Raw genomic sequence first — 20,579 nt, 5'->3', positions numbered from 1 at the left:
TTACGGGGACTCACCGCGCTGTCGCTATCCAGGTCGGACGCCGAGGTGGACGGCGTCCGGAACGCCCCGGGCAACCGGCACCTCTTCGGTACGCACCTGCTGGAACCCGGCATTCCGCAAGCTTCCTTCAAATTCCGGAGAGGGCTCGGCCGACCACACCGCGAGCACCCCACCGGGCCTCAACACCCGTGCGCACGCGGCGAGTCCGGCCGGCGCGTAGAGGCTGTCGTTGCCCTCCGTGACGGTCCAGCCGGGGCCGTTGTCGATGTCGAGGCACAGCGCGTCGAACGTGTGAGATGTCTCATTGACGTACGCCACGAGATCCGCTTCCACGACCGAGGTCCGCGGGTCGGCCAGCGCGCCCGCCGACACCTCGGCCAGCGGGCCGTCCCGGTGCCAGTCGATGACGGCGGGCTCCCGCTCCACCACGGTGATCCGTCCCCAGTGGGGGTCGGCGGCCGCGTGGGCGAGCGAGAACCCCACGCCCAGCCCGCCGAGCAGCAGTCCCGGCGCCGGCCGGCCGTCCAGCGCCGCGCGGGCCGCGTCGACCAGCAGCCGCTCCGAGCGGCCGTCGGAGGTGTCCATCAGGAAACAGCCGTTGGCGATGATCTGCAGCAGCGCACCGTGCCGGCGCAGCACCACTTCGCCGTACGGGCCGTCGCGCCGGTCCAGGACCACGGGAGTGTCGTACACGGCAGTCATGAGCCCATCCTGCTGGAACGGGGCCCGACGTTCACGGCAATTACGGATGACGCCCGTACGTGTGGTGCGGCCGGGCCCGGACGCGGCCGGCGGGTGAGAGGTTGCCGTGAATCCGCTCGCGCGTGGCGCCGGTCATAGACAGCGGCCCGCCGAGGACGAAGGGTGGGGCGGGACGGAAGGAGCGTCTCAGCGTGGATCGCGTCACGACGGGCCCGGCGCCGGACGCCTCCCTCCCGGACGGTACGGCCGCCGTCCCGCCCCCGGTGCTCGGCGGCCTGCTGGACGGCATGCCCCGCCAGCGCCCCGGTACGCCGGCCCCGCCCCCCGCCGCCGTTCCCGCCCCGCCGCCCCTCCCGCTGTCCCGCCCGCGGCGCCTGTCCCGCCTGCTGCCCACCCCGGCCGGCACCCCGTTCACCTTCGCCTACGCGGCCGTCCTGGCCCTCACCTCCCTGGTCGCGGCCCTGGCCGACCCCGCCCTGGTGCACACGCTCCACCAGGGCTCCAGCACGGACGTGGCCCACCTGGTCCGCACGCCCGTGCTGGTGCTGGTGGCGAGCGCGCTGTGGATCGCGGGCGGGATCGTCTCGCCGTACGCGGCCCTGTTCGTGCTGGTGCTGGGCGCGCTGGAGCGGCGGGCGGGCGGGGTGCGGGCCGCCTGCGTCTTCCTGGCCGGGCACGTCCTGGCCACCCTCGCCACCGAGGTCCCGGTGGGCCTCGCCGTCCTCGCCGGCCACCTGCCCGCCACCTCGCTGCACCGCCTCGACTACGGCATCAGCTTCGGCGTGGCCGCCGGCACCGGCGCCCTGGCGGGCCTGCTGCGCCCCTGGCTCGGCCGGGCCGTCCTGACCGTCACGGCCGGGGTCCTGCTGTCCGACCTCCTCGCCTACCGCGACCCGCTGACCGACTGGGGCCATGTGATCGCCCTGGCCATAGGCGTGTCGGCATGGCCATGGCTCCGGCGCGGGCGCCGCCCGGCCTGAAGGGCCCCCAAAGATCGCTCACAGCGAACATCCCCTGGGGAACATTCCGGCCCGCTGGAACATTGAGTCGGCATAGCTCAAGTTGACTGCCTAAGGGGAGATCATGGCTGCTGAGTCACCGGCGTTCACGCTGACCCTGCCCGTGCTGCCGCTCGACGACGAGGTCGTGCTGCCCGGGATGGTGGTTCCGCTGGACCTGAGCGACGCCGAGGTGCGGGCCGCGGTGGAGGCCGCGCAGGCCGCCGCCCGCTCGGAGCCCGGCAAGCCCAAGGTGCTGCTGGTGCCGCGCATCGACGGCACGTACGCCAAGACCGGCGTCCTCGGCACGGTGGAGCAGGTCGGCCGGCTGGCCGACGGTGACCCCGGGGCCCTGATCCGCGGCCGGAGCCGGGTGCGCATCGGCGCCGGCACCACCGGCCCGGGCGCCGCGCTCTGGGTCGAGGGCGCCCGCGTCGCGGAGGACGTCCCGGAGCCGCTGCCGGGCCAGGTCGCCGAGCTGGTCAAGGAGTACAAGGCGCTCGCCACCACCTGGCTGAAGAAGCGCGGCGCCTGGCAGGTCGTGGACCGCGTCCAGGCCATCGACGACGTGTCGGCGCTGGCCGACAACTCCGGCTACTCGCCGTTCCTGACCACCGAGCAGAAGGTCGAACTGCTGGAGACCGCCGACCCGGTGGCCCGGCTCAGGCTCGCCACGCAGCAGCTGCGCGACCACCTCGCGGAGCAGGACGTGGCCGAGACCATCGCCAAGGACGTCCAGGAAGGCGTCGACAAGCAGCAGCGCGAGTTCCTGCTGCGCCGCCAGCTGGAGGCCGTCCGCAAGGAACTGCGCGAGCTGAACGGCGAGAAGGAGGGCGAGGAGTCCGACGACTACCGTGCCCGCGTCGAGGCCGCCGACCTGCCGGAGAAGGTCCGCGAGGCCGCCCTCAAGGAGGTCGACAAGCTGGAGCGCGCCTCCGACCAGTCGCCCGAGGGCTCCTGGATCCGCACCTGGCTGGACACCGTCCTGGAGATGCCGTGGAACGAGCGGACCGAGGACGCGTACGACATCCAGGGCGCCAAGGCCACCCTCGACGCCGAGCACGCGGGCCTGGAGGACGTGAAGGAGCGCATCACCGAGTACCTGGCCGTGCGCAAGCGGCGCACCGACCGCGGGCTCGGTGTCATCGGCGGCCGGCGCGGCGGTGCCGTACTTGCCCTGGTTGGTCCCCCTGGTGTCGGAAAGACCAGCTTGGGGGAGAGTGTCGCCCACGCCATGGGCCGCAAGTTCGTCCGCGTCGCCCTCGGCGGCGTCCGCGACGAGGCCGAGATCCGCGGTCACCGCCGTACGTACGTCGGCGCGCTGCCCGGCCGGATCGTGCGCGCGATCAAGGAAGCCGGGTCGATGAACCCGGTGGTCCTGCTGGACGAGATCGACAAGGTGGGCTCGGACTTCCGGGGCGACCCGGCCGCCGCCCTCCTGGAAGTGCTCGACCCGGCGCAGAACCACACCTTCCGGGACCACTACCTGGAGGTCGAGCTGGACCTGTCCGACGTGGTCTTCCTCGCCACCGCCAACGTCCTGGAGGCGATCCCGGAGGCGCTCGCCGACCGTATGGAGATCGTCCGCCTGGACGGCTACACCGAGGACGAGAAGGTCGTCATCGCCCGCGACCACCTGCTCCCGCGCCAGCTGGAGCGGGCCGGTCTGGACAAGGACGAGGTCACGCTCGACGAGAGCGCGCTGCGCAAGCTCGCCGGCGAGTACACCCGCGAGGCGGGCGTGCGCACCCTGGAGCGGTCCATCGCGCGACTGCTGCGGAAGGTCGCCGCCCAGCACGAACTGGGCGAGCGGGAGCTGCCGTTCACCGTCACCGACGGCGATCTGCGCGCCCTGATCGGCCGGCCGCACCACGTGCCCGAGTCCGCCCAGGACCCGGCCGAGCGCCGTACGGCCGTGCCCGGTGTGGCGACCGGTCTCGCGGTCACCGGCGCCGGCGGTGACGTGCTCTTCGTGGAGGCGTCCCTGGCCGACCCGGAGACGGGCGCGGCGGGGCTCACCCTCACCGGGCAGCTGGGCGACGTGATGAAGGAGTCGGCGCAGATCGCGCTGAGCTTCCTGCGCAGCCACGGCGCCGAACTGGAGCTGCCGGTGGCCGACCTGAAGGACCGGGGCGTGCACATCCACTTCCCGGCGGGCGCGGTGCCGAAGGACGGCCCGAGCGCGGGCATCACGATGACCACGGCCCTCGCCTCGCTGCTCTCCGGCCGCCTGGTCCGCACGGACGTCGCCATGACCGGCGAGGTCTCGCTGACCGGCCGGGTGCTGCCGATCGGCGGGGTGAAGCAGAAGCTGCTGGCCGCCCACCGCGCCGGGGTGACCACCGTGATCATCCCCAAGCGCAACGAGCCCGACCTGGACGACGTCCCGGCCGAGGTGCTGGACAAGCTGGACGTACACGCCGTGACCGACGTCCGCCAGGTCCTGGAGCTGGCGCTCGCGCCCGCCACGAGCGAGGCGGCGCCGGAGGTTCCGGTCGCGGCGTGACGACCGTGTCCTGCGGCGGACTGCGCCCGCGGGCACGGTAGGGCGAGGCCCGGTCCCGTGAGGGAGGCCCGGGCCTCCGCCGTGCGCCCGGAAAGGGATCAATCGGTAGAATTCAGGCGTGAGTCGGCCTTCCGAGCACGCCTCCGGCCTGATCGGGGCCGAGATCGCGGGCTACCGGGTGGAGCGCGAACTCGGCCGCGGCGGCATGGCCGTCGTCTACTGCGCCAAGGACCTGCGCCTGGGCCGCACGGTGGCACTGAAGCTGCTCGCCCCCGAGTACACCCGGAACGAGGCCTTCCGCAGCCGCTTCGCCCAGGAGTCCCGGGTGGCCGCCGCCATCGACCACCCCAACATCGTGCCCGTCTTCGAGGCCGGCGAGGCCGACGGGGTCCTGTACATCGCCATGTGCTTCGTCTGCGGCCTCGACCTGCGCGCCCTGCTCGACCGCGAGGGCCCGCTCCCGGTGCCGGCCGTGCTGCGCATCGCCGCCCAGCTGGCCTCCGCGCTCGACGCGGCCCACGCCCGCGACCTGGTGCACCGGGACGTCAAACCGGGCAACGTGCTGGTCGCCAAGGGCGTCGACAGCGACCACCCCGAGCACGTCTACCTCACCGACTTCGGTCTGGCGAAGAAGTCGCTGTCGCTCACCGGGTTCACCACGGCGGGCGAGTTCGTCGGCACGCTGGACTACGTGGCGCCCGAGCGGATCGCCGGCCGCCCGGTGGACGGCCGGTCCGACCAGTACAGCCTCGCCTGTGTGGTCCACGAGACCCTGGTGGGCGCCCCGCCCTTCCGCCGGACGGACCAGCTGGAGCTGCTCTGGGCCCACCAGTACGACCCGCCGCCCGCGGTGAGCGAGGAGCGGCCGGACATCCCGGCCGGCGTGGACCAGGTGCTGCACCGGGCCCTGGCGAAGATCCCCGACGACCGCTACGGCACCTGCCTGGAGTTCGTGGCGGCCCTGCGCGGTGCCGTCGTCGAGGCCGGCCCCCGCGACCCCGCGCCGGCGCCGGTGCCGCTGCCCGCGGACCTGCGGGCGGGCCCGGCCGGGGCATCCGGGCCTCCGCCGGAGCCGCCCGGCTGGGCCGGCCCCGTGCTCCGGGCGCCCCGCTAGCGGCGCATTCTCCTGCGCCGGGTTCCTCCGTCAAGTCCCGAGTCCTCGGAACATGCCCCCTCCGTGCCGCTGCGGCCTACTGGAAGCACGGGCCGCACCGGAACCACCGGACACCGACAAGGCCCCGCGACACCAGGAGGAGAAAGCCATGAAGCAGACCGACGAGAACCTCGGCAACCGCCGCTCGAAGCGGGGCGTACGGCTGGCCGCGCTCGCCGTCTCGGCCGGTGCGGTGGCCGCCGGTGTGATGCTGCCGGCCGTCTCCGCGAGCGCGGCCCCCGCGCAGCGGACGCCGACGGTCGCCCAGGCCCCGGCACACCACGACCACGACCACCACCACGACCATCACCACAAGTACTACTACTGCTGGTGGCATCACGGGTACCACGAGTACGTCTGCAAGTGGATCTACTCCGACGACTGGGACGACTAGGGTCACGCGGCCCCGCTCGCAGCGCCCCGCCCCGCCCCGCCGCCCACGGCGGGGCGGGGCGGGTCACAGCGCGGTCAGCGACTGCTCCGCCCACACCGTCTTGCCGACCCGGTCGTGCCGGGTGCCCCAGCGCTGGGCGAGCTGGGCGACCAGCAGCAGGCCCCGGCCGCCCTCGTCGAAGATCCGGGCCCGGCGCATGTGCGGGGTGGTGCCGCTGGAGTCGTAGACCTCGCTGATCAGCTTGGTGCCGTGGTGGATCAGCCGGAGCCGGATGGGCGGGCGGCCGTAGCGGATGGCGTTGGTGACCAGCTCGCTGACCATCAGCTCGGTGGTGAACGCGGCCTCCTCCAGGCCCCAGGCGGACAGTTGCTGGGTGGCGTACCGGCGGGCCAGCGCCACCACGGTGGGCTGGTCGTCCAGCTGCCAGGAGGCGACCAGGTCCTCGTGCAACGCCCGGGTACGGGCCACCAGCAGGGCGATGTCGTCGTCGGGGCGGTGGCTGAGCAGCTCGGTCAGGACCCGGTCGCACACCGACTCCAGGGACTGCGCCGGGCGGCCGAGCGCGGCGAACATCTTGTCCAGGGCCTCGTCGATGTCGTGGTCACGGGCCTCCAGCAGCCCGTCGGTGTACAGCGCCAGCAGGCTGCCCTCGGGGAGTTCCGCCTCCAGCGCCTCGAAGGGCAGCCCGCCGAGCCCGAGCGGCGGCCCCGCGGGCACGTCGAGGAAGCGGACGGTGCCGTCCGGGCTCACCACCGCGGGCGGCGGATGCCCGGCCCGGGCCACCGAGCACCGGCGCGAGACCGGGTCGTAGACGGCGTACAGGCAGGTGGTGCCGATGCCGCCGGCGGTGTCGGCACCCGGGTCGGCGCTGCCCTCGTCGGCGGCCAGCCGCAGCACCAGGTCGTCCAGGTGGGTGAGCAGCTCGTCGGCCGGCAGGTCGACGTCGGCCAGGGTGCGCACCGCCGTGCGCAGCCGGCCCATGGTGGCGGAGGCCCGGATCCCGTGGCCCACCACATCGCCCACCACGAGCGCCACCCGCGCCCCGGACAGCGGGATCACGTCGAACCAGTCGCCGCCCACGCCGGCCCGGGTCGCGGCCGGCAGATAGCGGGTGGCGATCTCCAGCGCGCCCTGCTCGGGCAGGGTGTGCGGCAGCAGGCTGCGCTGCAGGGCCATGGTGGTGGTGCGGGACCGGGGGTAGCCGTGGGCCTGCTCGATGCCGGTGGCCGCCTTCGCGGCGAACTCCTCGGCGAGCCGCAGCTCCTCCGGGCCGAAGGGCCCCCGCTCCGGGAGCCGGCCGAACAGGGCGACGCCGAGGGTGCCGCCCGGCGCGAGCAGCGGCACCGCCAGCAGGGAGCGTGCGCCGGACGCGCGCAGCCACGCGGCGCCCGGGTCCAGCGCCGCCCACTCGGCGATGTCCGGGTCCGCCGTGTCGTACAGCTGCGGCCGGGCCGACGCCAGGCAGCGGGCGGCCGGTGAGCCGGCCGGGCAGACGACGGTCTGGCCGACGCCGGTGCCCTGGCCCGGCCGGTCGCCGTCCGGGACCGCGCGCAGGGCGGCCCGGCGCAGGACGACCTGCTCCGGGGCGGCGGCCTCGCCGGTGGTCCGCGGGGAGTCGAGCAGGTCGACCGCCATGACGTCGGCCAGCCGGGGGACGGTGACCTCGCCCAGCTCCTGCGCGGCACGGGCCTGGTCGCCGAGTGTCCCGGCGGGCGGGCCGGCCTCGTCCGGGGGGCGCGGCGGGGCGGCGGTCTCCTGGGACGGCACGGACAGGCAGACGGCCCGGACCCGGCCGTCGGCGTCCTTCAGCGGGGTGAGGACGGTGGTCCGGCCGAGGTCCGCACCGAGCCGGCCCGGCGCCTCCTGCGGCCGGCCGGACTCCAGCGCCAGCCGCATCGCCCGGTCGGCCTCCTCGCTCGCGGCCCCCGGCACGATGTGGGCGAGGCCCAGCCCGCGCATCGCCGCCTCGGGCAGGGCGAGGGCGTGCTCCAGCCGGCGGTTGGCGCGCACCAGACGCAGCTCCGCGTCGAAGATCGCCAGGGGAAAGGGGGACTGGAGGAACGTCCACTCCTCCAGCGGTTCGCCGCGGGGCGGCTGGACGCGGGCCGACACGGCGCTCACCACGAGCCAGTCGGTGGTCCCGCCCGGCGAGGTCCGGCGGTGGGCGAGCACGTCCAGTTCCAGCAGCCGGCCGTCCCGGTGGCGCAGCGGGACGGTGCCGTTCCAGCGGGTGCGGCCGGTCAGCGCCCGCCGGACCGCCGCGTGCTCGCCGGCGAGCAGCCCGGTGGCGGGCCGGCCGAGCACCGCCGGCGAGTCGTAGCCGAGCAGCCGCCGCGCGCCCTCGCTCCAGCCGGTCAGGATGCCCCGCTCATCGATGGTGGCCGTGGCCGTGTACGTCGACTGTCGCTCCATCGCCGCTCATCTCGCCCTTGCTCGGCAGGCTCTCCTGACCAGCATGATCCCGGGCGGCGCGGAGCACCAACGCAGCGCGGCGGACCCGGTGGCCCCGTCCGGCCCGGGCCACCGGGGACTCCTCAGCCGAGGGCCAGGGCCTGCACCCGGTCGAGCGCGCCGTTGAACTTGTCGTGGTCGCCGACGGTCGGCCCGGAGGAGGTGTACTGCCACATCGTGTAGTACGACCACCCGGCCGGCAGCGTCCCCGGATCGGAGGCGTAGCGGGCGATCCACAGCGGGTTGTTCGCCGCGAAGCCGCCGTAGTTGCCGGTGCACTGGGTCCACCAGCTGGTGGCCGTGTAGATCACCGGATACCGGCCGGTGCGGGCCTTGTAGGTGTTGACGAAGTCGGCGATCCAGCCGGTCATCTGGCTCGCGGTCTTGCCGTAGCAGGCGGCGCCGTACGGGTTCCACTCGATGTCCAGGGCGCCGGGCAGGGTCTTGCCGTCCCGGGACCAGCCGCCGCCGTGGTCCACGAAGTAGTTGGCCTGGGTGGCGCCGCTGGTGGTGTCCGGGGTGGCGAAGTGGTACGAGCCGCGGATCATGCCGACGTTGTAGGAGCCGTTGTACTGCTGGGCGAAGTAGGGGTTCGTGTAGTACGTGCCTTCCGTGGCCTTCGTGTACGCCCAGCGCACCCCGCTGCCCCACAGCGTCGACCAGGCGACGTTGCCCTGGTGGGCGGAGACGTCGACGCCCTCGGTCTGGGTGGCGTCGCCGGTGCTGGGCGTGCCGTCCCGGCCGTCGTGGGCGAGGACGCCCATGCCCATGGAGGCGGAGCCGCGGGCGGGCGTGCCCGCGGCCCGGGCGGAGGTGAGCGGGAGGCCGAGGAAGAGCGCCGCGAGCAGCGCCGTGAGGAGGACGGAGAGGGGGCGCGGGCGGAAGGAGCCGGGTCTGCGCACGGGCATGCGTGCCTCCGGGGAGTGGAGTGGGGGAGGAGGGAGCGGTGTGGGGGGCTCGTGGCGCGGAACGCCGTCCACTGGCGTGGGCATGCCAGTAACGACGTGGTAAAGAAGCTACGCACGTAGATACGGCGTGGGAAGAGGGTCCGGACGACGCCGTTGGTCTACGCCTGCGAAATACTTACAGAGCTGCGGCAATGACGACTTTTGACAGAAACTTTCACCACCGCGAAACCGATCAGGGGTGCTGACGTGCACGAGGACGGAAACGGCGGCGCCAACGGCGTCGCCGGCCAGCTGACACCCAGTGGTGCAGACCAGGAATTCCTGGCGCTGGAACGCGAGTTGACCGTGCTGCTCCGGCGCGCCCGCGCCAACCAGGGCGAGATGGCCCGGGAGGTCCACCCCGACCTGGAGTCCTCCGCCTACGGCCTGCTCATCCGGCTGGACGAACTGGGCGGCCAGCGGGCCACGGCACTCGCCGCCTACATCGGCGTCGGCAAGGCCACCATGTCCCGCCAGCTGCGCGCCCTGGAGGAGCTGGGCCTGATCGCCCGGGAACCCGACCCCGCCGACGGCCGCGCCTGGCTCGTCACCCTCACCGAGGAGGGCCGCCGCCGCGTCGGCACGGTCCGCGAGGCCCGCCGCGCCCGCTACGTCCGCCAGCTCGCCCACTGGGACCGCAGCGAGGTGGCCGAGCTGGCCCGGCTGCTCCACGAGCTGAACGGCGTCATGGCCAAGTGAACGCCGTGGCGGACCCCGTCACGGCGCCCCGGCCTCACAGCTCCGCGTACACCACCGTCGCGTCGTCGTGCGTCTTGCTCCGCCCCAGGAACGCCCGCTCCTCCCGGTCCGCCGCCTCCAGCTCCCGTACCCGCTCCACCAGCGACCGGGCGCCCTCCTTCGCGACCACGTCGAACAGCGCCGTCCAGTCGCCCTCGCGGAACTTCTCCGTCCAGCGCGTCGCGCCGTCCGTCAGCGCGGCCAGCGCCCGGACCTCGCGCCGGGGCAGCACGCCGGTGACCGCCCGGGCGGCCACGGCCGGGTCGGCGGCGGCCGTGAAGAAGCCGCCCTCCTTGTTGCGCAGGTGCGCGTCGACCAGGGCGTCGGTGGCGAGCGCGGCGCGGGGCAGCCGGGCCAGCCGGTCGTCCAGCACCGGGCTGACCGCGCCGTCGGGCCCCCGTACCAGCAGCACCGAGTCGGACAGCACCAGGTACTCGACCTCGGCGGCGGACCAGCGGGCGAGGACGACGGTTGCCTGAGGGGTCCGCGGGTGAGAAAGGTCACAGGTGTCCGCGTGGGCCCGGGCGGTGCGCCCGATCGCCCGCGCGAGAATCTCCGAGAGCGTCAGATCTCGGTCGGAAACGGTCAGTTCGGTCAGCGCACCGCCCAGTCGCGCGGTGAACCAGGGAACGGAATGCAGACAGCCCGTCCCGCCGCCGGGCGGAGTGACTCCGTCCAGGACGATCACGCAACCTCCCTGTCCGGAGGCGGGTAGTCCGACACCGGCGAAGTCCTCGTTGGGGCGGGTCGCGTCGCCGGGTTCCGAAACGAGATCAGTGCGCATCCAGCCAGTCTGCACGAGGCCTTCACACCATGCCCCAAAGGCTGGCAAGGACCGGCGCATTCCCGCGGCCTCGCAGGTCAGGCGCCTGGTTTGGGCGAGAATGATCCACTCCGGGAAGGCGTGGCGGCGAATACTGCCAAAGCCTGCCGCGCGCGTCCAACCGGCCCGCCGCGCAAGACCCCCGCACACGCCACGGGAACTTGCCCGCCAACTCCCCTCCGATGTTCACTCCTTCGGGTGGCGGGTCAGGTGATGCGCGACCACTGCCCACCGGCACTGGGAGGGTCGGGAACCGTACGAACCGGGTGTACGCACCACTTGGCACCGAGCTGACGGGGCGCCACCCGGGCCCCTGGGTAGACGAGTTCAGGAATGCGAGCACCGGTGCAGAAGAAGCGGCCTCGGCGCACAGGCAGGCAGACGGCCCCCGAGGGGACCGTTCCCCAGACCCCCGTGGGCTCCGGCCGCCCCACCCATGTGCGTACCCGGCTGATCGTCGCCGTCGCCGTGGTGGCCGCGGCCGTCGCGGGGGCAGGCGCACCCGCGCTGCTGAGCGCCTCCCAGGACGTCGGCGACTCCCAGGACCTGGTGACGCTCGCCGGCCGCACCCAGGACGCGCTCACCCTCGCGCACTCCCTCGCCGACGAACGCGACGAGGTCACCTCCTACGTCGCGGCCGGCCGCCCCAAGTCCAAGGCGCCCTCCGAGGACCGCAGCGCCCGGGTGGACCGGCAGGTGGAGGAGCTGCGCGCCGACACCGACACCCCGGCGCGCCTGCGCACCGCCCTCGACGGCATCGACGCGCTGCGCCGGGCCGCCCTCACCGGCAAGACCGACGCCCTGCGGACCCACCAGGCCTACTCGGCGACGATCACCGAACTGCACCGGCTCGCCGAGCAGCTGGCCGAGCAGCTGCCCCCGCGGGCCGGCTCCGGCACGCACGCCCTGGCCGAACTGGACTCGGCCGTCCAGCAGTCCGCCGCCGCCCGCGGCCTGCTGCTGGCCGCGCTGAACGTCCCGTCCCGCACCCAGACGGTGATCGACCCCACCACGGGCCTGCCCAGCACGTCCGCCACCAGCACCGACACGGAGCGCAAGCAGCGCGACGCGCTCACCGCCGCGGCCCAGCAGGCCCGGCTGCGCGCCGACGCGGCCCTCGCCGGCTTCCGCGAGACCGCGCCCAAGGCCGCCGTCGACTCCTACGACTCCACGGTCACCGGCCCCGAGGTCAACTCGGCGGACAAGTACCTGTCCGCGCTCACCGACCAGCCCACCCTGGCCGACAGCGAGCTGACCACCAGCACCAAGAAGCTGGACGCGGCCCTGTCCGCCCGCGTCGACCTGATGCGCGGCGCCGAGTCCGCGCTCTACGACCACCGCACCAAGGACCTCGCCCACCTCCGGGACGACGACGTCACCGCCCTGGAGATCCGGATCGCCGTCCTCGGCGTGCTGATGCTGGTCGCGGTCGGTGTCGCCACCGGCATGGCCCGCAGCCTGACCCGCCCCCTGTCGGTGCTGCGCCGCGGCTCGGCCCGCCTCGCCGAGGCCGAGGACCCGGCCGGCCAGGAGCCGATCGCCTTCACGGGCCGCAACGACGAGTTCGCCCAGGTGGTCCGCTCGGTCAACGCCCTGCACGCCCACGCCGTCGCGCTGCACGAGCGCGTGGCCACCCTGGAGACCGACCGCAAGCACCTGGTCGGCCAGCGCCAGAAGATGGCCGACGCCCGCGAGGAACTGCGCGCCGAACTCGCCGACTCCGCCGCCCAGCTGGAGCGGCTGCGCACCAGCATCGGCACCACCTTCGTCAACCTGGCCCTGCGCACCCTGGGCCTGGTCGAGCGCCAGCTGGCGGTCATCGAGGGCCTGGAGGACCGGGAACAGGATCCCGAGCGCCTCGCCACCCTGTTCAAGCTGGACCACTTCGCCACGGTCATGCGCCGGCACAGCGAGAACCTCCTGGTCCTCGCCGGTACCGAGCACGTCCAGCAGCACCCCGGCCCGGTGCCGCTGGTCGACGTGGTCCGGGCGGCGGTCAGCGAGATCGAACGGTACGAGCGGGTCCGCATCGCCGCCCTGCCGCCGCACGCGCACGTGGCCGGCTTCGCCGCCGACGACCTCTCCCACCTGCTGGCCGAACTGATGGAGAACGCCACCGCGTTCTCCCCGCCGGACCTGCCGGTCGAGGTCTCCGGCTGGCTGCTGGAGTCGGGCGAGGTCATGCTGTCGGTGCAGGACGAGGGCATCGGCGTGGCGGAGGACCGCCTGGCCCGCCTCAACGCCCGCCTCGCCGACTTCGACCCCGAGTCCCTCTACGACCAGGAGGGCGAGGACGGTCTCGGCCTCGGCCTGTACGTCGTCGCGCGCCTCGCCCACCGCCACGGCGTCCGCGTCCAGCTGCGCGAACAGAAGCAGGGCGGCATCGCGGCGGTGGTGGTGCTCCCGGCTGGCCTGCTCGTCGAGGCCCCGCCCGCCGCCCTCCCGCCCCGGACGGCCCCCGGCGCCCCCGGCACCTTCACCCTCCCCGGCGCCGACGCGGAGGCCAACTCCAACGTCCTGCCCGCCCGCAAGCACCAGGACCCCCTGGTCACGCTGGCGGAACAGGCGGTACGGGAGGCCGCCGAGGAGGCACCGGAACAGCAGTCGGAACAGGGACCGGAACAGCCGTCGGAGCAGGCACCGGAACCGTCACCCGAGGAGGCCCACGAGCAGGCCGCCCAGCCCGCCGAGGACACGGAGACCCGTCCGAAGGCACCGGCGGAGACCCACGCCGAGACGACGATGGAACTCCTCCTCCCGGACGCACCGGTGGATCGGGCGCCCGCGGAGGCGGACCGTCCGCACGCCCCGGCACCCGCCGCCGACGACACCGACACTGCCGAGGGCGAGGCCGAGGCCGAGGCGGAGGAGCGGCTCACCAGCAAGGGCCTCCCCAAGCGCACACCGAAGATCACCGCACCAACCGCCCCGCCCCGCCAGCGCAGCACGTCCGTGGACGCGGAGGCCCTGCGCCGCAGGCTCGGCGGCTTCCGCCGCGGCGCCCAGGCCGGCTACCGCGACGTGGAGGCGGAGATCGCCGAACAGACGGCCGGCACCAAGCGGCCGACCAGCCACGCACACGCCGAAGAAGCCACGGGGGGCACAGCCGAGGAGGCAAGCAGTTGACCGCGCCCACTACCTACGGACTGAGCAGTGAAGCCCGAAACCTGCACTGGCTGCTGACCAACCTGGTCGAGGAAGTACCCGGCATCCAGTCCGTCGCCGTGGTCTCGTCCGACGGCCTGCTGCTGCTCTCGTCCGACCCGGGTCACACCGAGCAGTCCCGCCAGGCCCGCCCGGCGAAGGGCCCCCGGGGCTCCGCCGCCGACCTCGCCACCATCGTCTCCGGCATCGGCAGCCTCACCGTCGGAGCCGCCAAGCTGATGGACTCCGGCGCGGTCCGGCACACGATGGTCGCGATGGAGGAGGGCAGCCTGTTCGTGATGTCGATCAGCGACGGCTCGCTGCTCGGCGTCCACGGTTCCGCCGAGTGCGACATGAGCGTCGTGGCGTACCACATGGCGCTCTTCGTCGGCCGCGCCGGCCACGTGCTGACGCCCGAACTGCGCAGCGAACTGCGCAAGTCCCTGGAGGCCGAGTCGACGGGGAGCGCCCGATGAGCGGCACACCGAAACTGCCCGTCCGGGGCGGCGAACGCAAACCCGCGCGCGTCCGCCCCTACTCGCTCACCGGCGGCCGTACCCGCTTCGGCCACGTCCTCCTCGTGGAGACGTTCGTGGCCGCGCTGGAGGCCCCCGAGGAGCGCAGGGAACTGACGAACGGCTCGCTCGCCACCCGGGTCATGCCGGAGATGCGGGCCATCGTCGAACTGTGCCGCCGTATGCGCACGGTGGCCGAGATCGCCGCGCTGCTGAAGATGCCGCTCGGCGTGGTCCGCGTGCTCCTGAGCGACCTCGCGGACCAGGGAAAGATCCGTGTGTACGGCACCGGAACCGGTCACGGCACCGGCCGCCCGGACCGCGCTCTGCTGGAAAGGGTGCTGAGTGGACTCCGCCGTCTCTGACGCCACCGCCTCCTTCGGGGGCACCCCCCTCGCCGCCTTCACCGCGGACGAGGACCTGAAGTCCTGGCAGACGGACCGAACACGCGCCCCCGTCGCGACGAAGATCGTGGTGGCGGGCGGCTTCGGCGTCGGCAAGACCACCCTGGTCACCTCCGTCTCGGAGATCACGCCCCTGCAGACCGAGGCGCTGATGACCGAGGCCAGCGAGGGCACCGACGACCTGTCGGCCACACCGGGCAAGCTCACCACCACCGTGGCCATGGACTTCGGCCGCATCACGCTCGACGACGACCTGGTGCTCTACCTGTTCGGCACGCCGGGCCAGCAGCGGTTCTGGTTCATGTGGGACGACCTGGTGCGCGGCGCGATCGGCGCCGTCGTCCTGGCCGACACCCGCCGCCTGAAGGACTGTTTTCCCGCGCTGGACTACTTCGAGAGCTGCGGGCTGCCGTACGTCGTCGCGGTCAACCACTTCGACGGCAGCGAGCGGTTCGAGCCGGAGGACGTCAGGGAAGCGCTGACGATACCCGCGCACATCCCTGTCATGATCATGGACGCGCGGCGGCGGATCTCGGTGATCGAGACCCTCCTGGCCCTCGTGGCCCACGCGCTGGACGAAACTCCCGAGTAGTCCAGGAACCGTCCCCAGCCCCCGTAGGAGACACCACCCGCATGCGGAAGATACTCGTCGTCGGAGCCGGCCAGTCCGGCCTCCAGCTCGCCCTCGGCCTGCAGTCGCACGGCTACGAGGTCACCCTGATGTCGAACCGGACCGCGGACGAGATCCGCTCGGGCCGGGTCATGTCCACCCAGTGCATGTTCGACACGGCGCTGCAGCACGAGCGCGACCTCCAGCTGAACTTCTGGGAGTCCCAGGCCCCGAAGATCCAGGGGCTCGGCGTCTCGGTCGCCGCCCCCGGCTCGCACGACCCGGGCCCCACCCAGCGGGCGATCGACTGGGTGGGCAGGCTCGACGGGTACGCGCAGTCGGTGGACCAGCGGGTGAAGATGGCCGGCTGGATGGAGACCTTCGCGCAGCGCGGCGGCCAGCTGGTCATCCACGGCGCGGCCGTCGGCGACCTGGACTACTTCTCCCGCGCCTACGACCTCGTCCTGGTCGCGGCCGGCAAGGGCGAGCTGGTGTCGATGTTCGCCCGCGACCCGGAGCGCTCCCCGTACAGCGAGCCGCAGCGGGCACTGGCCGTGGCGTACGTCCACGGGCTCGGCCCGCGCCCGGAGCACCCGGAGTTCGACGCGGTCCGCTGCAACCTGGTCCCCGGCGTCGGCGAGCTGTTCGTGATGCCGACCCTGACCACCTCCGGCCGGGCCGACATCCTGTTCTGGGAGGGCATACCCGGCGGCCCGCTCGACGTCTTCAACGGCGTCAAGGACCCGGCGGAGCACCTCTCCCTGACCCTGGAACTCATGGAGAAGTTCACGCCCTGGGAGTACGCGCGGGCCACGAAGGTCGAGCTGACCGACGCCGGCGGCACGCTGGCCGGCCGGTACGCCCCGACCGTCCGCAACCCCGTCGGCCGGCTGCCCGGCGGCGGCCTGGTGCTGGGCGTGGCCGACGTGGTCGTCGCCAACGACCCGATCACCGGGCAGGGTTCCAACTCGGCGGCCAAGTGCGCGGCCGCGTACCTGGCGTCGATCCTGGAGCGCGGGGACCAGCCGTTCGACGAGGAGTGGATGCGGCAGACCTTCGACCGGTACTGGGCCACCGCGCAGCACGTCACCAAGTGGACCAACGCCATGCTGGCGCCGCCGCCGGAGCACGTGCTGAACCTCATCGGCGCGGCCGGCCAGCTGCAGCCGGTGGCGGATCGATTCGCCAACGCCTTCGACAACCCGGCCGACTTCGAGGACTTCTTCTACGACCCCGAGAAGACGGCCGCCTACCTGGGCTCGGTCACCGGGGCCTGACGGGCGCCCGACCTGGCCTCCGACCGTCGCCGTCTGTCGGTGTCGGTCGACGCCGGCCGCCCTCGCACGGCCCACAGACGGCCCCGGAGACAGTTCTCCGGGGCCGCTGGCGTTCCTGGCGTTCAGCCCCTCGACGCGAACTATGGGCGTGACGTCGCTGACGGTGAGGGGCAAGAGATCACAATGTCTTGACCTGGCCGCCGTCGATGGTGAACTCGGCTCCTGTGATGTTGCCGGCGAGCGGGGAGGCGAGGAAGAGAGCCAGATCGGCGACTTCGTGAGCTTCGGTGACTCGTCCTGTGGAGATGCCCATGCTCTGCGGCACGACTGCATCGATGGCTTCCTGCGCGGTGGTGCCGGCCTGGGCCGCCGTGGCCTCGGCGAAGCCGCCCGGCGCGGTCCAGAAGGGAGTGCGAACCGGCCCCGGGGCGATCGCGTTGACCCGGACGCCTCGCGGTGCGAACTCCTCGGACAGCGACTTGGTCAGGCTGCTCAGCGCGGCCTTGGCCGCGGAGTAGTCCACGACCACGGGGAAGGGTAGACGCGCGTTGATGGAGCTGATGTTGATGATGGAACCCCCGTCCACGACCAGCAGGTGAGGAAGCGCAGCGCGGCTGGCCCGGACCGCGCTGAACAGGGTCATGCCGAAGATCCGTTGCCACTCGGCGTCGTCGACGTCCAGGAAGCTCGGACGGGGCGTCGCGGTACCCACATTGTTGACCAGGACGTCGACCCTGCCGTACTGGTCCACCGCGTGTCGGACGAGTGCGCCCGGTCCGTCCGCGGTGGACAAGTCGACCGGGACCGCGGTGACGCCGTACTTCTCGTGGAGCCCTTCGAGCTCGGGAGTAATGCTCCGGCTGCCGACGATGACGTGTGCGCTTTCACGGGCGAACGCATCGGCGATGGCGAGGCCGATGCCCTTGCTCCCTCCGGTGACGACGGCGACCCTGTCCTTGAGCTGGAGGTCCATGGCGGTCCTTTTCCGGGTTGGTCACCCCCTGTATCGAGGGTAGGCAGAACCGGCGCCACCGGCTCAGCCGGGCAGCTGGTCCCAGCCTCGTGTCAAGCCGCGGAGATCAGTCACCGGAGTTTGCGCACGCTGCGGGCGCAGCCCAAATGAGGCGAGGGATCGTGGTCTTCGAGGCCGGGGCCTGGCGGGAGCCGTCCCCCTTTTGACACCTCTCACCGGTGGGGAGACGCTGGAGGGCAGGGGCCGGAAGGGGGACGAGCCACGTAGGAGTTCCCATGAAGGGTCGACGCGTACGCCTGGCGGTGCTGACCCCCCTGGCGGTGTCGGCGTTGACGGCGGGGACGGTGGCGCTCGCCGCCGCGCCGGCCGCGGCGGCGTCGCCCACCTGCGGTGTCTCGCGGGCCGACGGCCCGATGCACCTGGAGGTCGTCGGCGAGGATTTCACGCCGGACAAGGCCGTGTTCATCGAGTCCGCCCACGGAGCCGAGGGCACTGTGCGGACCGACGCGGGTGGCGCCTTCTCCGCGACGATCAGCCATGCCGCCGGCACCGTCACCGCCCGGCAGGCCGGCGGCCCCGAGGTCAGGTGCGGCACCGCCGAGCAGGGGGCGCGCAGGAACGCCCAGCAGCAGTACGCGGCGGGCTACAAGGCGGGGTACGCGGCCATGAAGAACGACTGCGACGTCCAGGACCTCAAGCGCGTGCCGGTCAACGACAACTTCCGCAACGGCTTCGCGGACGGCGCGGCCGCGGCGGCGAAGAAGTTCTGCGCGGGCTAGGGCCTCTCTGCCGGATCCGGCCGGTGTCGCGGGTCGGCCAGGTGGTGCGGCCGATGGGGGCCGGCCTGATCCGGCAGAAGGACCTGACCCTAGCCGCGTTGCGCCGGACCGGGACGTACCGCGCCGAGGATCGGGTAGCCGGCGATCGGGGAGACCGTGACCTTCCCGCCCGGTCTCGGCGCCTGGACGACCTTGCCCTCGCCCACGTACATCGCCACGTGCGTCGCCTCGGGGAAGTACACGACCAGGTCGCCCGGCCGCAGCTCCTTCAACGGCACCCGCCGCAACCGCTCCCACTGCTCCTGGCTGGTGCGCGGGATCGGGGTTCCCGCGTGGGACCAGGCGTCCGAGGTGAGGCCCGAGCAGTCGTACGCCTGCGGGCCCTGCGCCCCCCAGGCGTACGGCTTGCCGAGCTGGTCCAGGGCGTAGCGGACCGCGCGGTCGCCCGCCGGTGAGGCGGCGCGGTCGGCGGGGAGGGCGCCCGCGGTGGTCAGAGTGCGCTGGGCCTCGGCGACCCCCTGCTGTTCGAGGCGGGCGATGGCGGCGAGCTGCTGGGGGGTGAGGCCGGCCAGCAGGCGTTCCACGCCGGCCAGCCGGGTCCGGACGTCGTCGCGCTGCGTCTTCTGCCGGGCGGCCAGGCCCAGCTGGGTGTCGAGGGCCTTGCGGGCCGCGCGGGCCAGCGCGTCCTTGCGCTTCTCGGCCGCGGCCAGCCGGCCCACCGTACGGGCCCGTGCGCGGGCCAGCTCGCCGATGACATGGCCCTCGTCCAGCGCGTGCTGCGGGTCGGGCGCGAGGAGCAGCCGCACGTACGGACCGAGGCCGCCGCTGCTCTGGTACTGCTGCCGGGCCAGGCGCCCGGCGTCGGTCCGGCTGTCCTGCAACGCCAGCCGGGCCCGGGCCAGTTCACCGTCGAGCCGGGCGACCACGGCGCGCTGCCGCTCCAGCTGCTCCGTCGTGGCGTTGTAGGTCTCGGTGGCCTGTTCGGTCCGCCGGTACAGCTGCTGAAGGTCCGTCAGCAGCTCGGCCACCGACCGCTGCGGTTCCGGTGCGGCCACGGCGGGTGCGGGCGCGAGGACGGCCTGGGCCGCCACCGCGGCCGTACCGGCCAGACGCAGAAGCCTTGCTGACACGTCATCACCTCCGGGGCGGGGAGAGCGGAATCTCCGCCTCCCGTCGCAACCCGATAATCAGACGTGTCGGTGCGGGGGATGGGGGAAGCCTGGGCGGTTCGGCGCAGCGGAATCACCCGTTCGCGTCATCCGGCTTGCCGGACGGCGTGGCGTCCGGTTTCGACCAGGGCCAGCGGAGCCTTCCGCCGGACCTGTCGTCCGGGTCGTACGTGTACTTCCATCCCTGGAGCAGCCCGAGCCGCCGGCTGTGCCCGCGCGGCACCCGGCGGTAGACCAGCACCGTGGGCGGGCCGCCGGCCGGGTCGGGGACGGGGATGCGGTACGTCTTCGGGGGGTGCCCGGTGGGGCCGAGCAGGACGGGCAGCACGCGCCCGTCCATGGGGCCGCCCTCGAAGGGGGTGTCCTGGCTCTTCACAAGCTCAGTCTCGGTCATCCCCGGCGAGCGCGCCGACGAGCCCGGCGGTCTGCGGGTCCCGGCCCGCGGTGACCGTGAGGACGGCCACGAACTGCTCCACCAGCCAGTCGCGCAGCTCCGCGGCCGGGGGCTGCTTGTCCTCGTCCAGCCACATCAGGGAGGCCGCCTCCACGGCCGTGATCCACATCCGCACCGTCATGCGCAGCCGGGGGCCCGGACCGGCGATGCCGAGGTGCTGGTAGATGTGCTCGGCGGCGGACCGGCGCACCCCGTCCACGAGGGCGCTGGTGCGGGAGGTCTCCACCACGCTGCCGCCCTGGAGCAGCGCGCTGAACCCGGTGTCGTGCTCGTCCACGAAGGCCAGGTAGCGGTCCAGGACGCGGGACAGGCGGGGCAGCAGCGCCCCCTCGCGGGGCTCGTCGAAGCAGTGCTGGAGCTCCTCGGCGGCGGAGCGCAGCGCGGCCTCGTACAGCTGCTGCTTGCCGCCGGGGAAGTACCGGTACACCAGCGGCCGCGAGACCCCGGCCGCCTCCGCCACGTCGTCCAGCGAGACGTCCTCGGGGGCGCGGTGCGCAAAGAGGCCCAGGGCGGCGTCGAGGAGCTGGCTGCGCCGCTCCTCG

At 73.4% G+C, this 20,579-nt stretch carries 19 protein-coding genes; 11 read left to right on the top strand and 8 right to left on the bottom strand.

All coding sequences use genetic code 11. The features are described from left to right. Window positions 1-24 precede the first annotated feature (24 nt). Window positions 25-702 (bottom strand): spermidine synthase, encoded by a 678-nt coding sequence (locus ABZ923_RS28815; RefSeq protein ID WP_361476984.1) that lies wholly within the window; start codon window positions 700-702, stop codon window positions 25-27. A 287-nt stretch (window positions 703-989) separates the two neighbouring features. On the opposite strand from ABZ923_RS28815, the gene ABZ923_RS28810 reads away from it, so the two are divergent. The 4 genes from ABZ923_RS28810 (at window position 990) to ABZ923_RS28795 (ending at window position 5,753) form a co-directional block, all read left to right on the top strand. After that, window positions 990-1,682: a rhomboid-like protein gene (locus ABZ923_RS28810; RefSeq protein WP_361477041.1), complete on the top strand. Its 693-nt coding sequence runs from the start codon at window positions 990-992 to the stop codon at window positions 1,680-1,682. A gap of 103 nt (window positions 1,683-1,785) precedes the next feature. Beyond that, entirely contained in the window at window positions 1,786-4,206 is a 2,421-nt protein-coding gene (lon, locus tag ABZ923_RS28805; RefSeq protein WP_361476981.1) for an endopeptidase La, read from the top strand. Window positions 4,207-4,324: 118 nt separating this feature from the next. Next, window positions 4,325-5,320 (top strand): serine/threonine-protein kinase, encoded by a 996-nt coding sequence (locus ABZ923_RS28800; protein ID WP_361476978.1) that lies wholly within the window; start codon window positions 4,325-4,327, stop codon window positions 5,318-5,320. Window positions 5,321-5,468: 148 nt separating this feature from the next. Further along, on the top strand, window positions 5,469-5,753 hold the full coding sequence (locus tag ABZ923_RS28795; RefSeq protein ID WP_361476975.1) for a hypothetical protein: 285 nt from the start codon (window positions 5,469-5,471) through the stop codon (window positions 5,751-5,753). 63 nt (window positions 5,754-5,816) lie between these two features. Here ABZ923_RS28795 and ABZ923_RS28790 read toward each other — a convergent pair whose 3' ends face one another. Together ABZ923_RS28790 and ABZ923_RS28785 are read right to left on the bottom strand one after the other, a co-directional pair. Further along, entirely contained in the window at window positions 5,817-8,165 is a 2,349-nt protein-coding gene (locus tag ABZ923_RS28790; protein ID WP_361476972.1) for a SpoIIE family protein phosphatase, read from the bottom strand. A gap of 122 nt (window positions 8,166-8,287) precedes the next feature. Next, on the bottom strand, window positions 8,288-9,112 hold the full coding sequence (locus tag ABZ923_RS28785; protein ID WP_361476969.1) for a lysozyme: 825 nt from the start codon (window positions 9,110-9,112) through the stop codon (window positions 8,288-8,290). A 246-nt stretch (window positions 9,113-9,358) separates the two neighbouring features. Between ABZ923_RS28785 and ABZ923_RS28780 the strand changes: the two genes are divergently transcribed. Continuing rightward, a complete protein-coding gene (locus ABZ923_RS28780; RefSeq protein WP_361476967.1) occupies window positions 9,359-9,850 on the top strand; it encodes a MarR family transcriptional regulator in 492 nt (163 codons plus the stop codon). A 34-nt stretch (window positions 9,851-9,884) separates the two neighbouring features. Here ABZ923_RS28780 and ABZ923_RS28775 read toward each other — a convergent pair whose 3' ends face one another. Further along, window positions 9,885-10,673 carry a protein phosphatase 2C domain-containing protein gene (locus ABZ923_RS28775; protein WP_361476965.1) on the bottom strand — a complete coding sequence of 263 codons (789 nt, stop codon included), beginning with the start codon at window positions 10,671-10,673 and terminating at the stop codon, window positions 9,885-9,887. A gap of 384 nt (window positions 10,674-11,057) precedes the next feature. On the opposite strand from ABZ923_RS28775, the gene ABZ923_RS28770 reads away from it, so the two are divergent. The 5 genes from ABZ923_RS28770 to ABZ923_RS28750 are packed head-to-tail and all read left to right on the top strand — an operon-like array spanning window position 11,058 to window position 16,662. Continuing rightward, complete coding sequence (locus ABZ923_RS28770) at window positions 11,058-13,838, top strand: nitrate- and nitrite sensing domain-containing protein (RefSeq protein WP_361476963.1); 2,781 nt, start codon at window positions 11,058-11,060, stop codon at window positions 13,836-13,838. Next, window positions 13,835-14,332 carry a roadblock/LC7 domain-containing protein gene (locus ABZ923_RS28765; RefSeq protein WP_361476961.1) on the top strand — a complete coding sequence of 166 codons (498 nt, stop codon included), beginning with the start codon at window positions 13,835-13,837 and terminating at the stop codon, window positions 14,330-14,332. The genes ABZ923_RS28770 and ABZ923_RS28765 overlap by 4 nt, the downstream gene beginning before the upstream one ends. Further along, the gene (locus ABZ923_RS28760) at window positions 14,329-14,736 is read left to right on the top strand and encodes a DUF742 domain-containing protein (RefSeq protein ID WP_361476959.1); all 408 of its coding nucleotides are present in this window, start codon (window positions 14,329-14,331) and stop codon (window positions 14,734-14,736) included. Before ABZ923_RS28765 ends, ABZ923_RS28760 begins: the two co-directional genes overlap by 4 nt. Next, window positions 14,717-15,367, top strand: coding sequence for an ATP/GTP-binding protein (locus ABZ923_RS28755; protein ID WP_361476957.1), 651 nt, complete (start codon window positions 14,717-14,719; stop codon window positions 15,365-15,367). The genes ABZ923_RS28760 and ABZ923_RS28755 overlap by 20 nt, the downstream gene beginning before the upstream one ends. 41 nt (window positions 15,368-15,408) lie before the next feature. Next, window positions 15,409-16,662, top strand: a complete 1,254-nt coding sequence (locus ABZ923_RS28750) for a styrene monooxygenase/indole monooxygenase family protein (protein WP_361476955.1) — start codon at window positions 15,409-15,411, stop codon at window positions 16,660-16,662. Between the two features lie 178 nt (window positions 16,663-16,840). Here ABZ923_RS28750 and ABZ923_RS28745 read toward each other — a convergent pair whose 3' ends face one another. Next, window positions 16,841-17,635: an oxidoreductase gene (locus ABZ923_RS28745; protein WP_361476953.1), complete on the bottom strand. Its 795-nt coding sequence runs from the start codon at window positions 17,633-17,635 to the stop codon at window positions 16,841-16,843. A 275-nt stretch (window positions 17,636-17,910) separates the two neighbouring features. Here ABZ923_RS28745 and ABZ923_RS28740 point away from each other — a divergent pair, with 275 nt between their 5' ends. Beyond that, window positions 17,911-18,414, top strand: coding sequence for a hypothetical protein (locus ABZ923_RS28740; RefSeq protein ID WP_361476952.1), 504 nt, complete (start codon window positions 17,911-17,913; stop codon window positions 18,412-18,414). Between the two features lie 89 nt (window positions 18,415-18,503). Here ABZ923_RS28740 and ABZ923_RS28735 read toward each other — a convergent pair whose 3' ends face one another. The 3 genes from ABZ923_RS28735 to ABZ923_RS28725 form a co-directional block, all read right to left on the bottom strand. Then, window positions 18,504-19,544: a C40 family peptidase gene (locus tag ABZ923_RS28735; RefSeq protein WP_361476950.1), complete on the bottom strand. Its 1,041-nt coding sequence runs from the start codon at window positions 19,542-19,544 to the stop codon at window positions 18,504-18,506. Between the two features lie 112 nt (window positions 19,545-19,656). Then, a complete protein-coding gene (locus ABZ923_RS28730; RefSeq protein ID WP_361476948.1) occupies window positions 19,657-19,959 on the bottom strand; it encodes a hypothetical protein in 303 nt (100 codons plus the stop codon). A 4-nt stretch (window positions 19,960-19,963) separates the two neighbouring features. Then, on the bottom strand, window positions 19,964-20,579 hold a 616-nt coding region (locus ABZ923_RS28725; protein ID WP_361476946.1), incomplete at its 5' end, for a TetR/AcrR family transcriptional regulator.

The sequence above is a fragment of the Streptomyces sp. NPDC046881 genome (assembly GCF_040645015.1).
Classification (GTDB): Bacteria; Actinomycetota; Actinomycetes; order Streptomycetales; family Streptomycetaceae; genus Streptomyces.
Note: the sequence above shows the minus strand (reverse complement) of the source record. Positions and strands in the feature narration are given on the sequence as shown.

Excerpts from the sequence above, each read along its gene's own strand:
- ABZ923_RS28815 (WP_361476984.1), bottom strand. The coding sequence starts at position 702 with ATGACTGCCGTGTACGACACTCCCGTGGTCCTGGACCGGCGCGACGGC.
- ABZ923_RS28810 (WP_361477041.1), top strand. The coding sequence starts at position 990 with ATGCCCCGCCAGCGCCCCGGTACGCCGGCCCCGCCCCCCGCCGCCGTT.
- lon (WP_361476981.1), top strand. The coding sequence starts at position 1,786 with ATGGCTGCTGAGTCACCGGCGTTCACGCTGACCCTGCCCGTGCTGCCG.
- ABZ923_RS28795 (WP_361476975.1), top strand. The coding sequence starts at position 5,469 with ATGAAGCAGACCGACGAGAACCTCGGCAACCGCCGCTCGAAGCGGGGC.
- ABZ923_RS28790 (WP_361476972.1), bottom strand. The coding sequence starts at position 8,165 with ATGGAGCGACAGTCGACGTACACGGCCACGGCCACCATCGATGAGCGG.
- ABZ923_RS28785 (WP_361476969.1), bottom strand. The coding sequence starts at position 9,112 with ATGCCCGTGCGCAGACCCGGCTCCTTCCGCCCGCGCCCCCTCTCCGTC.
- ABZ923_RS28775 (WP_361476965.1), bottom strand. The coding sequence starts at position 10,673 with ATGCGCACTGATCTCGTTTCGGAACCCGGCGACGCGACCCGCCCCAAC.
- ABZ923_RS28760 (WP_361476959.1), top strand. The coding sequence starts at position 14,329 with ATGAGCGGCACACCGAAACTGCCCGTCCGGGGCGGCGAACGCAAACCC.
- ABZ923_RS28750 (WP_361476955.1), top strand. The coding sequence starts at position 15,409 with ATGCGGAAGATACTCGTCGTCGGAGCCGGCCAGTCCGGCCTCCAGCTC.
- ABZ923_RS28745 (WP_361476953.1), bottom strand. The coding sequence starts at position 17,635 with ATGGACCTCCAGCTCAAGGACAGGGTCGCCGTCGTCACCGGAGGGAGC.
- ABZ923_RS28740 (WP_361476952.1), top strand. The coding sequence starts at position 17,911 with ATGAAGGGTCGACGCGTACGCCTGGCGGTGCTGACCCCCCTGGCGGTG.